General features: G+C 64.1%; 16 protein-coding genes. 7 read left to right on the top strand and 9 right to left on the bottom strand.

All coding sequences use genetic code 11. The features are described from left to right. Window positions 1-13: 13 nt before the first annotated feature. The 7 genes from MF134_RS20840 to folE all read right to left on the bottom strand — a co-directional run bounded on the left by MF134_RS20840 (window position 14) and on the right by folE (window position 5,729). Window positions 14-283 (bottom strand): DUF6460 domain-containing protein, encoded by a 270-nt coding sequence (locus MF134_RS20840; protein WP_255341344.1) that lies wholly within the window; start codon window positions 281-283, stop codon window positions 14-16. Window positions 284-371: 88 nt separating this feature from the next. After that, window positions 372-2,246: a cisplatin damage response ATP-dependent DNA ligase gene (locus MF134_RS20845; protein WP_255341461.1), complete on the bottom strand. Its 1,875-nt coding sequence runs from the start codon at window positions 2,244-2,246 to the stop codon at window positions 372-374. A 67-nt stretch (window positions 2,247-2,313) separates the two neighbouring features. Beyond that, on the bottom strand, window positions 2,314-2,667 hold the full coding sequence (locus MF134_RS20850; RefSeq protein WP_255341345.1) for a DUF2147 domain-containing protein: 354 nt from the start codon (window positions 2,665-2,667) through the stop codon (window positions 2,314-2,316). Between the two features lie 57 nt (window positions 2,668-2,724). Then, window positions 2,725-3,525 (bottom strand): exonuclease domain-containing protein, encoded by an 801-nt coding sequence (locus MF134_RS20855; RefSeq protein WP_255341346.1) that lies wholly within the window; start codon window positions 3,523-3,525, stop codon window positions 2,725-2,727. Window positions 3,526-3,609: 84 nt separating this feature from the next. Continuing rightward, window positions 3,610-4,596: a patatin-like phospholipase family protein gene (locus MF134_RS20860; RefSeq protein WP_255341347.1), complete on the bottom strand. Its 987-nt coding sequence runs from the start codon at window positions 4,594-4,596 to the stop codon at window positions 3,610-3,612. A 67-nt stretch (window positions 4,597-4,663) separates the two neighbouring features. After that, window positions 4,664-5,092, bottom strand: coding sequence for a phosphoribosyl-AMP cyclohydrolase (hisI, locus tag MF134_RS20865; RefSeq protein WP_255341348.1), 429 nt, complete (start codon window positions 5,090-5,092; stop codon window positions 4,664-4,666). A 13-nt stretch (window positions 5,093-5,105) separates the two neighbouring features. Beyond that, on the bottom strand, window positions 5,106-5,729 hold the full coding sequence (gene folE, locus MF134_RS20870; protein ID WP_255341349.1) for a GTP cyclohydrolase I FolE: 624 nt from the start codon (window positions 5,727-5,729) through the stop codon (window positions 5,106-5,108). A gap of 276 nt (window positions 5,730-6,005) precedes the next feature. Here folE and MF134_RS20875 point away from each other — a divergent pair, with 276 nt between their 5' ends. From MF134_RS20875 to thrS, 5 genes are all read left to right on the top strand, one after another. Next, window positions 6,006-6,452, top strand: a complete 447-nt coding sequence (locus tag MF134_RS20875) for an iron-sulfur cluster assembly scaffold protein (protein ID WP_255341462.1) — start codon at window positions 6,006-6,008, stop codon at window positions 6,450-6,452. Window positions 6,453-6,480: 28 nt separating this feature from the next. Further along, window positions 6,481-6,771 carry a nucleotidyltransferase family protein gene (locus MF134_RS20880; RefSeq protein WP_255341350.1) on the top strand — a complete coding sequence of 97 codons (291 nt, stop codon included), beginning with the start codon at window positions 6,481-6,483 and terminating at the stop codon, window positions 6,769-6,771. Continuing rightward, window positions 6,768-7,145, top strand: a complete 378-nt coding sequence (locus tag MF134_RS20885; protein WP_255341351.1) for a HepT-like ribonuclease domain-containing protein — start codon at window positions 6,768-6,770, stop codon at window positions 7,143-7,145. Before MF134_RS20880 ends, MF134_RS20885 begins: the two co-directional genes overlap by 4 nt. Next, window positions 7,123-7,389, top strand: a complete 267-nt coding sequence (yidD, locus tag MF134_RS20890; RefSeq protein ID WP_255341352.1) for a membrane protein insertion efficiency factor YidD — start codon at window positions 7,123-7,125, stop codon at window positions 7,387-7,389. Before MF134_RS20885 ends, yidD begins: the two co-directional genes overlap by 23 nt. 170 nt (window positions 7,390-7,559) lie before the next feature. Next, the gene (thrS, locus tag MF134_RS20895) at window positions 7,560-9,545 is read left to right on the top strand and encodes a threonine--tRNA ligase (RefSeq protein ID WP_255341353.1); all 1,986 of its coding nucleotides are present in this window, start codon (window positions 7,560-7,562) and stop codon (window positions 9,543-9,545) included. 185 nt (window positions 9,546-9,730) lie between these two features. Here the strand turns inward: thrS and MF134_RS20900 are convergent, their stop codons facing one another. Beyond that, window positions 9,731-10,924 carry a hypothetical protein gene (locus MF134_RS20900; protein ID WP_255341354.1) on the bottom strand — a complete coding sequence of 398 codons (1,194 nt, stop codon included), beginning with the start codon at window positions 10,922-10,924 and terminating at the stop codon, window positions 9,731-9,733. Window positions 10,925-11,114: 190 nt separating this feature from the next. On the opposite strand from MF134_RS20900, the gene MF134_RS20905 reads away from it, so the two are divergent. Both MF134_RS20905 and MF134_RS20910 read left to right on the top strand, forming a co-directional pair. Next, window positions 11,115-11,699, top strand: coding sequence for a nitroreductase family protein (locus MF134_RS20905; protein ID WP_255341355.1), 585 nt, complete (start codon window positions 11,115-11,117; stop codon window positions 11,697-11,699). Further along, complete coding sequence (locus tag MF134_RS20910) at window positions 11,699-12,322, top strand: flavin reductase family protein (RefSeq protein ID WP_255341356.1); 624 nt, start codon at window positions 11,699-11,701, stop codon at window positions 12,320-12,322. The genes MF134_RS20905 and MF134_RS20910 overlap by 1 nt, the downstream gene beginning before the upstream one ends. A 44-nt stretch (window positions 12,323-12,366) precedes the next feature. Here MF134_RS20910 and MF134_RS20915 read toward each other — a convergent pair whose 3' ends face one another. Then, window positions 12,367-14,748, bottom strand: coding sequence for a bifunctional diguanylate cyclase/phosphodiesterase (locus MF134_RS20915; RefSeq protein ID WP_255341357.1), 2,382 nt, complete (start codon window positions 14,746-14,748; stop codon window positions 12,367-12,369). Window positions 14,749-14,932: the final 184 nt, after the last annotated feature.

Raw genomic sequence — 14,932 nt, forward strand, 5'->3', positions numbered from 1 at the left:
GGGCGCTGCCGCGTCAGCGGCGCCCCATCTTCAGAAGCCGCGAGACGATGAAGATCGGTACGACCACGGCCGCGCCCAGGAGGAAATAATAGACGGCTCGCTCCATCGAGCCGAAAAGGCTGCGCCAGACCCAGTCGAGAGTCCGCATGGCCCAGTCGAGCATGTCGTAAGGGTCCCAGCGCAGCCAGGACAGGATGAAGCCGACCAGGACCGACAACAGGATCAGCCGGATCGCAACGGAGATCGGCGAGCCGCCGAGAAAGTGTGAGATGCGTTCGGACATGGCTGGCAGGCGTCTTCCTTCGTTGCGGTGGGTTCGCAGTTAGGCGCTGCCGATTGACGCTGCAAGTCGCCAACGCATTCGGCCGAGCTCATTCCGGCAGCATGGCTTCGAGCGTTTCGATCCGGTCCGCCTCATGGGCCGGCTTGTCCCATCTCAGCCGCGAGACCCGGGGAAAGCGCATGGCGACGCCGGATTTGTGACGGTTGGAGCGCGCGAGCCCCTCGAAGGCGACCTCGATGACCAGGCCATGGTCCGGCTCGGCCCGCACCGACCGCACCGGCCCGAAGCGCTCGATCGTGTTGTCGCGGATATATTTGTCGAGCTGCTTCAACTCCTCGTCCGTGAAGCCGAAATAGGCCTTGCCGACGGGGACGAGTTCCAGATCGTCGGCCGGGCCGGTCCAGACGCCGAAGGTGTAGTCGGAATAGTAGCTCGAGCGTTTGCCGTGACCGCGCTGGGCGTACATCAGCACCGCGTCGATCAGATGCGGGTCCTTTTTCCACTTGAACCACGGTCCCTTGGGCCGGCCCGGCACATAGGCCGAATCCCAGCGCTTCAGCATCAGCCCCTCGATCACCGGATGCGGCGGCGTCTCCCGGTGCCGGGCCAGCGTTGCGAAATCCTCGAAGGACACCACCGGCGAGAGATCGAAGCGGGTCGGCTCGAGCTTGGAGACGAAGGCCGACAGACGCTCTCGGCGTTCGGCGAAGGGCACGGGGCGGATGTCTTCGCCCTCGTCGATCAGAAGATCATAGCAGCGAAGGAAGACCGGGTATTTCTTCAGGATCGCCGCAGAGACGGTCTTGCGGTTCAGGCGCTGCTGCAGATCGGAAAAGGTGCCGACCACGATGTCGTCCTGCCGGCCGCTTTCGGTGTCGAGTTGCGGTTCGCCCTTCCGGTCGGTGCGCGGCTGGGCGACCAGAAGCTCGCCGTCGAGCGTGCCCTCGAAGGTCATGTGGTCGACGAGATCGGGAAAGGCCGGCGAGATGTCGTCGCCCGTGCGCGAATAAAGCCGCTTCGTTCCGCGTTCGGCGCTCGCCTGGACGCGGATTCCGTCCCATTTCCACTCGGCCGCATAGGCTTCGGGATCGATCAGGCCGTGATCCGGCTCTTCGAGCGGCTGGGACAGCATCACCGGCCGGAAAGGCGCGGCAGCCGCCGAGACCGGCTTCTCGCTCCGTCCCTCCAGCCAGGCGAAGAGCGTTTCATAGGGCGGCTCCAGCCCGTGCCACAGCTCCTCGATCTCGGCGATGTCCTTCTCTCCGAAATCCGCGAGCGCCTGCTTGGCAAGGCGGGCCGAGACGCCGATGCGCAAGCCGCCGGTGACGAGCTTGATCAGCGCATAGCGGCCGGATGTGTCGAGCCGGTCGAGCCAGGCTTCCACGAGGCGCGGACCCTGCTGCCGTGTTGCGGCGTTGAGGCGGGTGACGATCTCATGGAGGGTGGGAGGGGGCGATTGATTTGAGGCGTGGGCGGCTGGGGACCCCCCTCTGCCCTGCCGGGCATCTCCCCCGCAAGGGGGGAGAGTGGCTTCCGTCTGCCGATCCGCTTCGACTTCATCTCTCAGTGCCAGAGATTGGGTGTCAGGCGAGGGCGCTCCAACCCCTCTCCCCCCTTGCGGGGGAGATGTCGGCGAAGCCGACAGAGGGGGGTGAGCAACGTCTGAACTTTCCCCCTCAACAACCCGCTCCCCTTCCGGCCAAACCAGTGAGATCGTCTCGGCGAGATCGCCCACATAGTCGTAGGAATAGCCGAACAGCACCTCGTCCATCCGGCTCGTGACCAGTTCGCGCAACATCGCGGGCTTGACGCTCTTGATGTCCAGGTCGCCGGTGATGGCGGCGAGCGCCAGACCGCGCTCGGGATCGGGCACCGAGGCGAAGTGATCGACGAGGAGGCGCAGCTTGCCATTGCGCGAGGGCTGCAGGACGAGGGCGTCGAGGAGATCGGCGAAGGGTTTCATCGCGGCGAAAGATGCAGCGTCCGGGCGCTGCGGCAAGCGAGAACCGCCCGTGCCGGCGTCACCGGCCTTACGGTCGGGTCCAGGTCTGGACGGTGCGGCAGAAGACCCGCGCGAGGCAGCCGCGCAGTTCCAGATGCCCGTCGACGAGGCGCAGGCCGCCATCATAGGTGTCGTTGCTCCGGGGATCGCGGACCTGTCCCTTGAGTTCCGGCAGAGAGCCCGAGACCGTGGCGACGCTCTCGCCGCTATAGCGGCCGCTGGCGATCCGGGCGCAGAAGCCGGCCCCGCAGGGGGCGATTTCGATCTGCGTTCCATCTTCGCTGATCCAGTCGCCGACGATCTGCGGAGACGCCTGCGCATGTCCGAGGCCGGCCGCAAGGCATAGGGCGATAAGGGCGGATGTCGTGGAAACTCGTCTCATGGCGATGCATCTGGGCGACGATCATGGCGTGACGAGGAAGAGCGGCGGGGCGAAACGTCACACCCGCGTCGGCAGCGCCCGCGCGCCCCTGATGCCGCGCAGCTTCAGATGATGGCGGGCGGTAAAGACTGCGTCGGCGTCCATGCCCGGTTCGCGGGTCAGCCAGTCGAGATAATCGTCCGGGACCTTGGCGATCTCGACGCCCTTGTAGCGCCCGAAGCGCAGCTTGGCGAGGAGCGCCGGCTCGTTCGACACCCGTTCCGCCCGGTCGAGAAAATCGGCGAGGTCGTGACAACGGGGCAGGAGCACCCGCGTGATGTCCCTGAGAAGCACCGCGGTACACACCGCGTCGTAGAGCGCGCGGTGGGGGCTGAGGCCGGCAAGAAGATGCTCGACCGGCGACAGATCGAGCGGCACGTATTTCACCAGACTTTGCAGCCCGTGCGCCTTGGCGGACGGAAAGGCGCGCAGGGCCAGCTTGTGGGTGCAGAGCCATCGGCCGGTGAAGCGCAATCGCGAGCGATCGAAGGCGGCGCGCTGGGCGGCAAAGACCTCGGCGTCTCTGAAAGGAGCGGCAGCTTCGGTAAAGCTCGGTGCGCCCTCGAGCATCGCGTCGGTGATCCTATGCACGCGACGGGCGTGTGGGTTGATCGGCACGCCCGCCGGATCGCAAAGGCTCTGCATCGCGTTTCCGATCTCGCCGGTCGCAAGGTCGAGATCGACCGAACCGATCTCGATCACCGCGTCCTCCTCGAGCCTCTGTCCAGCCGTCTCCGTGTCGATGACGCGAACTTTCGTTGGTGGTTGTTCGGCGAACAGCGAGGGCGTGGTCGGCACGGGCGGGAAGAGATCGATCATCGCACAGAACATCGTCGCGTCGGCACCGAACGGCAAGCCTCTGCGACCCTGACTTCGATTGGAAGCAGAGATCGGCGGGGTCGGCTACAGCCGCATGCCCACCGGATGGCTCTCCGCGAGGCGCTCGACCTCCGACATGCGGCTCATGGTCGCCTCGTAGCCGATCTCGATCGCTTCCTCGGCCCGGAAGAACTCGCCAAGGCCGATGTCGCGCACGCGCGGCTGCAGCGACAGGTCGGGCGGATCGCCGGCAAGGCGGGCCCGCGAGATGCGGTCCTGGATGATGTTGAAGGCGTCGATCATGTTGCGCGTCAGCCCGAGTTTCTTGCGGCGCTGCGCGGCGACGCTGTCGTCGGCCGGAGCGACGGGACGAAACGCGTTCTCGGCTCCGGCCTCCTCGTGTTCGGCACGCATTCTGAGGACCGCGGCCCGGCCGAAGAGATCGTAGTGCAGATTGACGGCCATCACATTCTGCTGCTCGAAGACGCGGCAGACATTCGCCGGCACCGGATTGACGAGGGCGCCGTCCATGAGCCGCCGCCCGCCGCAGATCACCGGTTCGAAGACGCCGGGGAGGGCATAGGAGGCCCGCATCGCCAAAACCAGCGACCCGGTGTCAAGCCAGACTTCATGCCCTGTCTCTCCGTCGGTCGCGACGCAGATCAGCGGTCGGTCGAGATCCTCGATTCTGGTATCGGCCAGCGCTTCGGTGAGCCGTCGGCTGAGGCGCATCCCGCCGATCAGGCCGGCCCCGCCGATCCGGAAGTCGAGATAGCGCACCAGCCCCCGGCGCGTCAGCGAACGCGCGAAGGCCTCGAGTTCCGGCAGCTTGCCAGCCAGGTAGCAGCCGCCGACAAGGGCGCCGATCGAGGTGCCGGCAATCATCGAGATGGGGATCTGGTATTCGTCCAGCGCTTTCAGGACGCCGATATGGGCCCAGCCACGCGCCGCACCGCCACCCAGCGCCAGGGCGATGCCCCCGCGCGGCTTCTTGCCTTTGGCTGCGGTGACAGGCGTGGAAGCTTGCGTGGCAAGCGGTTCTTCGCGCCAGCCGAATACGCGGTCAAGCATCTTTCGGCGCTCCGGTTGGAGTTCGACATCCGACTTCTCAGGATAAGACGAACTCTTGACCACGAGATTAAGACGGCTCCGCCTCTCCCGGATCGAAGGAGAGACGATGTCCATCCGGCATCACCACGCGGTAGAAGCACGTGCTCCGACCGGTGTGGCAGGTCTCCTCCCGGCGCGCCACCGCAACTTTCAGCCAGACGGCGTCCTGGTCGCAGTCGACACGGATTTCCTTCACGCTCTGCAGGGCTCCCGACGTCTCTCCCTTTTTCCAAAGCGCGTTTCGCGACCGGGACCAGTAATGGGCGGTGCCGGTCGACAGGGTCAGTTCGAGGGCCTCGGCGTTCATGTGCGCAACCATGAGAAGTTCGCTACTCTCACAGTCGGTCACCACCGCGGTCACCAGACCGAACTGGTCGAACCGCGGGCGCAGGAGCTTGCCCTCTTCCTGCTCGATCTTGTCAGTGGAAGGCTCAGAAAACGCAACAGGCGTCGACATGGGATGATGCGCGTCAGTTCGCCTGGCCGACCAGACGCAGGACCCGGTCCTTCAACGCGCTGTCCTCGGCAAAAACGCCGCGATAGGCGTTGGTCAGCGTCGTCGATCCCTTGCTGCGGATCCCGCGCATCGACATGCACATATGCTCCGCCTCGACGATGACCGCGACCCCCTTCGGCTTGAGGGTGTCATGCAACGCATCGGCGACCTGGGCGGTCATGGCTTCCTGGGTCTGCAGCCTGCGGCCGAACATGTCGACGAGGCGTGCAATCTTGGAGAGACCCAGCACACGCCCCTCCGGCAGATAGGCGACATGCGCCTTGCCGACGACGGGCACCATGTGGTGTTCGCAATGGGTGTGGAAGCTGATGTCCTTGACGAGGACGAGGTCATCATAGCCCGCGACTTCCTCGAAGGTGCGACCGAGAACGTCCGCCGGTTCATAATTGTAGCCGCCGAACAATTCTTCATAGGCCTTGACCACGCGCTTCGGCGTTTCCTTCAGGCCTTCGCGCTCGGGGTCTTCGCCGATCCAGCGCAGCAAGGTCTCGACAGCGGCTTCCGCTTCGGCCCGACTGGGCCGGTCTCCGCGCCGATCGTCCGGCATGTCGGGAAATTTCTTGACGACAGCTTCCATGCTTTCAGGCCCCGATCTCGTCGGAATTCGTGCTGCAACCCACAAGGAGTGATGGTCCGGCGCACTGGACGATCCCTCGGTGTTGGCTGCGGTCTTGCGGTTCTTCACGTGCGGGTCGTTCCTCGTGATGACGGCCATCTCTCGCACGAAGGCGATTTCGGGCAAATGATCCGGCTGAAAGCGACAACTATCGAACCGGCGCCCGGACACCTATATAATCAGACGGTAGGTAGTTTGACAGACCGCACAGCAAAAACCTCGGAGCGAGGCTATACCGTGATAGATGACGTCTATAATGCCAAGATCCTGGAATTCGCCGGAAATATTCCGCGCATCGGACGCCTTGATGCGCCGGACGCCAGCGCCACGGCTCACTCGCGCCTGTGCGGTTCGACCGTCACCATCGATCTCAAGGTGGAAGACGGGCAAGTCTCGGATTTTGCGCATGAAGTGAAGGCTTGCGCGCTGGGACAGGCCTCGTCCTCGGTCATGGCACGCAACATCATCGGAGCGACGCCCGAAGAGCTTCGAAGCGTACGCGAGGCGATGCGCGCCATGCTCAAGGAGAATGCCGCTCCACCCGAGGGCCGCTTTGCGGATCTCAAATATCTGGAGCCCGTCCGCGACCATAAGGCGCGGCACGCCTCGACGCTTCTGACCTTCGACGCGGTGGTCGACGCGCTCGACCAGATCGAGGCAGAGAAACGGGGCGAGGCGGCCTGAGCCGTCGGAGGGGGAACGAGGTCGTGCGATGAAACCGTCGGAGGCGCTCGAGAAGCATCGCGAGACGATCCGTGAAGTGCTCTCGCGCTATCCGGTCAGCAATCCGCGAATCTTCGGCTCGGTGGCGCGTGGCGAGGATACGGAGCGAAGCGATCTCGACATCATCGTTGAAGGGCATGACCCGCTGTCTTATTTCGATCTGTTCCGTGCCCAGGACGAATTGAAGAGCAAAACCGGTCTGGCCGTGGACCTCAGGCTGGACGGCGAATTCTCGCCACGCGTTCTCCGGCGCATTCAGCGGGATTTCATCGCGCTTTGACCGACGATCCAATCGATCCGGTTCTGCTCGATCTGCTCGTCAGTTTGCATGAGGCCTGCCTGCGGTGCCAACGGGTCGCAGGGCGGACGTCACTTGAAGGCGTGGCCACGGATGAGTTTGCGCAATTGGCTGTCTCTAAAGCCATCGAACAAGTGGGCGAGGGTGCGCATCGCGTGCTTCGAAAGTTCCCGGAATTCGTAGCGGAACATCCGGAAATCGAATTCCGCTACGCCTTCTTGATGCGCAACCGCATCGCTCATGGTTACGACACGCTGGACTGGCCGACATTGTGGCAGATCGCGGTGACGTCGGTCCCGGAATTTCGCAAGTCGCTCGAACCCATTCTCAAAGATGCCGGCGAAGATCTCCCGTAACTACACCGGTCCGTGGCGCAGAACACCGGGTCGCTTGCTCGGCGTGGCCTTCGTGCGCGCCTATCAGCTCAGCTTTTCGCCGCTGATCGGGGGGCATTGCAGGCATATCCCGACCTGTTCCGAATATGCCTATGAAGCGATTGCGCGGCATGGGCTGTGGCGCGGCGGCTGGCTCTCGGCGAAGCGTGTCGCCAAATGCGGTCCCTTCGGCGGCCATGGCATCGACAACGTTCCGGATCGATAGAGCGGGCAGAAGCTTGGCCGAAACTGCCGCCGCGGCGGAGACGGAGTCTTGTTTCACGGATTCGTCTTGTGACGCGTCGGCGACCCGACTATATCGCGGCCGGGCTTGAAGCTCACGCCAATCACACCACCCGCGCTCGTAGGCGGGACTGGACAACAGGAGACATGACAATGGCCGAGGCCGTTTCCCTTTCTTTTCCCGATGGTTCCGAGCGCTCTTACGATGCCGCGATCAGCGGCGCGGAGATCGCGACCGGCATTTCCAAGTCGCTCGCCAAGAAGGCCATCGCCTACGCGCTCGACGGCGAAGTACGTGACCTCGCCGATCCGGTCGGTCGCTCCGGCCAACTGGAAATCCTGACCCGCGACGACCCGCGTGCGCTCGAACTCATCCGGCATGACGCTGCCCATGTGATGGCCGAAGCCGTGCAGGAACTCTGGCCTGGCACCCAGGTCACCATCGGCCCGGTGATCGAGAACGGTTTCTATTACGATTTTGCTCGCAACGAGCCCTTCACCCCGGACGATCTGCCGGTCATTGAAAAGAAGATGGCCGAGATCATCCGTCGCAATGCGCGCTTCACCAAGGAAGTCTGGCCGCGCGACAAGGCCAAGCAGGTCTTCGCCCAGAAGGGCGAGAACTACAAGGTCGAGCTGGTCGACGCGATCCCCGAGGATCAGGACGTCAAGATCTATTCGCAGGGCGCGTGGTTCGATCTGTGTCGCGGGCCGCACATGGTCTCGACCGGACAGATCGGCGACGCGTTCAAGCTGATGAAGGTGGCCGGCGCCTATTGGCGGGGCGATGCCAACAACCCGATGCTGACCCGCATCTACGGGACGGCCTGGGCGACCAAGGAGCAACTCGCCAACTATCTCCACATGCTGGAGGAAGCCGAGAAGCGCGACCATCGCCGCCTCGGCCGCGAGATGGATCTCTTCCACTTCCAGGAGGAAGGGCCGGGCGTCGTCTTCTGGCACGGCAAGGGCTGGCGCATGTTCCAGACCCTCGTCTCCTATATGCGCCGGCGGCTCGAAGGCGTCTATGACGAGGTCAACGCCCCGCAGGTGCTCGACAATTCGCTCTGGAAGACCTCCGGCCACTGGGGCTGGTATCGCGAGAACATGTTCGCGGTCACCTGCGCCGACGAAGAGGCCGAGGACGAGCGCGTCTTCGCGCTGAAGCCGATGAACTGCCCGGGCCATGTCCAGATCTTCAAGCACGGCCTGAAATCCTATCGCGAACTGCCGATCCGGCTTGCGGAATTCGGCACGGTCCATCGCTATGAGCCGTCGGGCGCCATGCATGGGTTGATGCGCGTGCGCGGCTTCACCCAGGACGATGCGCATGTCTTCTGCACCGAGGAGCAGATGGCGGCGGAATGCCTGCGCATCAACGATCTGATCCTGTCGGTCTACGAGGATTTCGGCTTTGAAGAGATCGTCGTGAAGCTTTCCACCCGGCCGGAAAAGCGCGTCGGCTCCGACGAGAGCTGGGACCGCGCGGAAAGGATCATGGGCGAGGTGTTGGAACAGATCGCCAGCCAGTCCGGCGGGCGGATCAAGACCGGCATCCTGCCGGGCGAGGGCGCGTTCTACGGCCCGAAATTCGAATACACGCTGCGGGATGCGATCGGCCGCGAGTGGCAATGCGGCACCACCCAGGTCGACTTCAACCTGCCGGAACGCTTCGGCGCGTTCTATATCGATCAGAACTCCGAAAAGCGGCAGCCGGTGATGATCCACCGGGCGATCTGCGGGTCGATGGAGCGCTTCCTCGGGATTCTCATCGAGAACTATGCCGGTCACATGCCGCTCTGGTTCGCGCCGGAGCAGGTGGTCGTCGCGACCATCACCTCCGAGGCGGACGATTACGCGATGGAAGTCGCTGCGGCGTTGAAGGCGGCGGGGCTGAGGGCGAGCGTCGATCTGCGGAACGAAAAGATCAACTACAAGGTCCGCGAGCATTCGCTGGCCAAGGTCCCGGTCATGCTCGTCTGCGGCAAGCGGGAAGCCGAAGAGCGGACGGTCAACATCCGCCGGCTCGGCTCGCGCGACCAGACTGCCCGCGGTCTCGACGAGGCGATCGAGATCCTCGCAGCGGAGTCCGTGCCGCCGGACCTGAAGCGTGACGGAGCGGGTCTCAGGGCAGCCTGAGACCATTCATCAAACAAGAAAGCGGAGAGGGCGCCCCGATCGCGCCTTCTCCGCTTCCTTCGATTTGGAGGGAGTTGCACCCTCATCGAATCGTCTTGTTGAACCGCTTGCGAGCAAGAATGCATGGGGATCGGGTGCTTTGAGGAGCCGTTCCTCCGCCGCGCAGCCGTGGAATCCAGCCTGCCTCAGTCGCCCGAACCCCCGAACTGATCCGGTGTCGAGATCAGGTCCGAGGTCAGGACCTCGACGTCGGTGTCCTCGCCGGCCTCGACCTTGAAGCCGCGCTGATAAACCCGGTCGTTGTTCTTGGCGACGATGACATAGTCACCCTCGGCAAGCACCATCGAGGGGAACGCGCCGACGCTCTCGCGCACCAGATCGCCGGAGGCCGTGGTGATCGTCCAGGCCGTGTCTGCGATCGCCTCACCGCCATGTTCGCGCACCAGCTTCATGGTCAGAAGGGCCGCCCTGTGGGTGAGGGTCGCTTCGGTCAGCTTGCCCGCCTCGACACGAATCTCGGCGCGAACCAGCGCATTGACCGAGCCGTAATTCGAGACGACGTGATAGGTGCCGGAATTGAGCCGAACCACCTTCTCGGGCGGCACGTCGCTGGCGACGAGTTGACGATCCGCCTCCGCCTTGGCGTCGGTGTAGATGTCGAAGGTGAGACGCGAGGCAGCCGGTTTCTCGTCGTCACCGACGACGGCGTTGAGCTTGAGTCCGCCGGCGTCGAGCGTGATGGTCTCGCGGGTCTTCACGCCGGGAAAGTCGATCCGCTTCACGGTTCCGGCGCGTCCGAAACCCACGTGAAGGATATAGGAGCCGGCGGGAACCTCGAAATCAGGCGCTGCTCTTTCCGAGGACGCCACCAGGGAGGGGCGGCCATCCAGCGACGGAACGGCGGCGAAGAGCCGCCAGATCAGCCCGTTGGGAATGGGCTCTCCCTCTTCGGAAAGACGGGCCGAAAGCGAGAGTGTCGCGTTGCTGCGAAACAGGTTCTGATTGGGAACGGATTGCGGCGCGTAGGCCGGCAGGCCCGGCAGATCGATCTTCGGAGCGACCGGCGCGCCATCCGGGCGGTTCGGCAGAGCGATCGGCTCGAAAGACCGCAAGGAGCGGATTGGCGGCGCACCAACATCGGCCGCCTGGGGAATGATGTCGGATGCGGACGGCGATGAATAAGGGCCCGGCTTTCCCGGTCCGTCACCGTCGAGAAGACCGCCAAGACCACCGCCCTGAAAGAACCCCCCGCCATTGCGGTCTTGGGCCGTTGCAGAATGCGGGTTCAGCCCGGCGAGGGCGATAGTACTGGCGATGCACAGACGAACCACAAGACGCGCGTCGGCGCGCCGCGCGATCGCGAGCGACGCTCTGTACAAGCCCCGGAACCTGCTTTCCCTCATGTGGCGGCTGCTCCCATGCCCGGAGTCATGAGCCCAAATGCGGGTCGAATTCAAGGCATTCTCCGCACAATCGCAGGAGTCCTGAAAGAGCGTGTCGAAATCGCCACGGCGATTGCCACGGGCTCGCGAACGAACTAGCACTCTGTCGGAATCTGGAGACTTCGAATTGACAGACGCATCGACTCATCTTTCCACCCGGCGTTCCATCCCCATTCCCATGCTCGGCGGCCCGGCACCGGAGGGGGATCAACTCGAACGCATGCTGACAATCGCCGCGCGTGTCCCCGACCACGGCAAGCTCGCTCCCTGGCGGTTCATTCTGTACCGCGGCGAGCCCGCAGCGAAGATCGGCGAGGCCCTGGCGAGCCTCGTGGCGAAGCGCGAAGGCGACCGGATGACAGACAATCGCCACCAGGTGGAATGCGAGCGGTTCACCCGGGCGCCGCTCGTCGTCGGGGTGATCTCGACGGCGAAGGAGCATGTGAAGATCCCGATCTGGGAGCAGCAGCTCTCGGGCGCCGCGGCGGCGATGAATCTCGTCCATGCCGCTCATGCCGAGGGTTTTGCCGCGAACTGGGTGACCGAATGGGTCGCCTATGACGAGGAGGCCAAGGCCATTCTCGGCATCGCGGCGGACGAAAAGGTCGTCGGCTTCATCCACATCGGAACGCCGCAGACCGGCCCGTCCGAGCGACCGCGGCCGGAGCTTTCGACGATCGTCTCCGAAGCCCGGGCGCCGGAGACTGCCTGATGCTCTTCTACACGACCGATACGAACCAGCACGGTCTGCCGCACGATCCCTTCAAGGCGATCGTGGCGCCGCGTCCGATCGGCTGGATCTCCACCCGCAGCAAGGCCGGCGAGGTCAACCTCGCGCCCTACAGCTTCTTCAACGCGATCAGCGACAATCCGAAGCTCGTCATGTTCTCCTCGGCTGGCATGAAGGACACGGCGAGCTTTGCCATCGAGAAGGGTGAGTTCGCCGCCAATCTGGCGACGCGGGATCTCGCGAAGCACGTCAACCGTAGTTCCGCCCCGGCGCCGCGCGGCGTCAGCGAATTCACCTTTTCCGGTCTCACCGAAGCTCCCTGCCGAGTCGTCGACGTCCCGCGGGTTGCCGAGAGCCCGGCGGTACTGGAATGCCAGGTGACGGATCATTTCCAGCCCAAGGCGCTTGACGGCGCCTTCTCGAAGAACACGGTCGTGATCGGTCAGGTCGTCGCCATCCATATCGACGAGCGAATTCTCATCGACGGCCAGATCGACATGGGGCTCGCCGCGCCGCTGTCCCGCCTCGGCTATCTGGACTATGCGGTGACGGACCAGGTGTTTCAGATGCGCCGGCCGCGCGAACCCGACGCTTCCGACATCTGAGGTTTCCGGCCGACGCGGTCCGAGTCTGGTGGTTCGGCCGGAGGTCAGGCGACGGCGGCGCTGGCGGCCAGACCGTACTTTGCCTCGAAGGCGCTCGCGGTCATCGGCCGGCCATAGAGGAAGCCCTGGGCTTCGCTGGCATGGCTTTTCATGAAGTCGGCCTGTTCGGGCGTTTCGATGCCTTCGGCGATCACGTCCAGGCCGCAGCCGGCCGCCATTCGTGAAATGGCATCAACGATCGCCTGGTCCTTTCGATCGTTCTCGATGTTTCGGACGAAGGAGCGATCGATCTTCAAGCGCGTGATCGGGATCTCCTTCAGCATCGTCAACGACGCGTAGCCGGTGCCGAAATCGTCGAAGGCGATGCCGATGCCGAGGTCGCGGAGTTCTGCGAGCCTGGCGATGGTCGCGGCTTCATTGCGCAGGATGATGTTCTCGGTGACTTCCAGTTCCAGAGCCTCTGGCGGCAGAGAGCAGCTGTCCAGAGTCGCTTGGACCAGGCTGGCGAATTCCCGCGAACGCAGTTGGGCCGCGAACAGATTGACGCCGATCTGGAAGTCCTCGGCCCCCGCCGCCCGCCAGCGCGCCGCTTGCTGGCAAGCCGTGGCCAGAATCCAGGTGCCCACGGGCTCTGCCAGGGGCCCGGCCTCCAGGACGGGAAGGAAGAGGCCAGGACTGAGGACGCCACGATACGGGTAGTTCCAGCGGATCAGGGCTTCCGCGCCGACGAGCGCACCGTCGGAAAGCCTGATCTGGGGCTGGTAGTAGAGTTCCAGATCGCCGTCCTCAAAGGCTTCCTGCAGCTCGATCGCGGTATTGGCCTTGTCGTTCGCCGCATTGCGGAGCACCTGGCTGAATACGCTTACGCGGCTACGGCCCTTCATCTTCGCGTCGTAGAGTGCGAGATCGGCATTGCGAAACACCTGTTCGGCAGAGGCATATCTTTCGTCGACGGCCGCGATGCCCACGCTCGCGGAGATATGAACGGTCTGTCCGCGCAGTGCGAGCGGTTCCTTGATGCTGCGGATGATGCGCTCGCCGATCGCCGAGGCATGAACGGGGTCGTTCGTCCCGCCGATCAGCACCGCGAATTCGTCGCCGCTAAGGCGCGCCAGATCGTGGTCCGGCTCCTCCGCCAGAGCGGCGCGGAGACGATCCGCCACGATCTTGAGCACCTCGTCCCCGCCCGAATGGCCCTGGGTGTCGTTCACGAGCTTGAAGCCGTCGAGGTCGATCAGGAGGGCTGTGAAGGGTGTCTGCGAGCTCTCGAAAAGGACCACGGCCTTGTCGAGAGCGAGATTGAAGCGTTCCCGGTTTGCCAGCCCCGTCAGCGTGTCGCTGTAGGCAAGCGTCCTGATCTTCTCTTCGGTTCGCAGGCGTTCGCGCTGATCGCGGAATGCGATGACGGTCTGGCTGGTCCCGCCGAGCTTGAATTCACGACGCAGCACCCGGACCGGAACGAGATCGGGCGCGTCTCCGCTCAGCTCCGCGTCCATTTCCTCGCCTTCGGTGATATCCGCCAGCGAGAGGCCCGACAGGAGTGACGAGATGGTCTGCCCGACCAGCATGTCTCTCGGCTTGCCTGTCAGTCGCGACAATTCCTCGTTTGCGGACAGCACCACACCCTTTCCGCAGACGGCCAAACCCTCGAACGCCAGATTGGCCAGTTCACCGAGCCGCTGCTGGTCCTCGACAAGCTTGGCCCGCGCTTTCAGCGTGAGGCGCAACCCGAACAGCGAGACCGCAAAGAGCCCCAGGCAGACGGCTGCGACGATCGGCGCCAGGAGCTGGGGCTCGATGGTGAGCGGAGGGAAGAGGACGTACGGATCATAGGTGAGCCGCAACGCCGCCATGCCGGAGACATGCAGGATGGCGATCGCGAGAACCAGCAAAGGTGCCCCGAATGGGCGAAACGAGCGATTGCGCTCCCCGGCCATCATCATCGACAGGGCGAAGATCGGGAGGGATGCGACGATGGAAACCGTCACCAGGGTCGGATCCCATTCGATCCGTCCTCGGACCAAGAATGCATACTGCCCCAGATAATGCAGGAGTATGGTTCCGATCCCGAGAACGAGACCGCCACCCAGGCGGCGCAGACGGGAACGGCGACCGGCCGAAATCGCCATGCCGAGTCCGATGCCCAGCGTCCCGATCAGAAGCGATATAGCGGTGAGGACGGGTTCGAACCCCGCGGGCATCCCCGGCTTGTAGGCCAACATGGCGATCATGTGGGTCGCCCAGGCGGTCGAGCCGGCTGCCACCAGGCTCATCAGGACGAGCCGCGTTCTGAGCCTGCCTTCCGCCCGCCAGGCGTGGTGCGACACCGAGAACGAACCATAGACGCCGACGATACAGACAAAACCGGCGAGAGCCAGAAGCTCCGCGTCGTGTCCCTCGCGCAGGCAGGTGAGGATTTCTTGCATGGTCCAGCTCTCCTGGCGTCTGATTATCCTAGAGAGATTAAGTCACTGTTTCTGCGACGATCGGACATGCCGTCTTCCGTCTTGAGGAGAACCCAGAAGAGCCGCGGTTGCAGACGGCACGGAAAGCGGAGAGTTTTCGTATGGTTAGGTCGCAGGGCACCGGGGCTCGGGACGAAGCCGCGCC

It is taken from the genome of Jiella marina (assembly GCF_024359545.1).
Classification (GTDB): Bacteria; Pseudomonadota; Alphaproteobacteria; order Rhizobiales; family Rhizobiaceae; genus Jiella.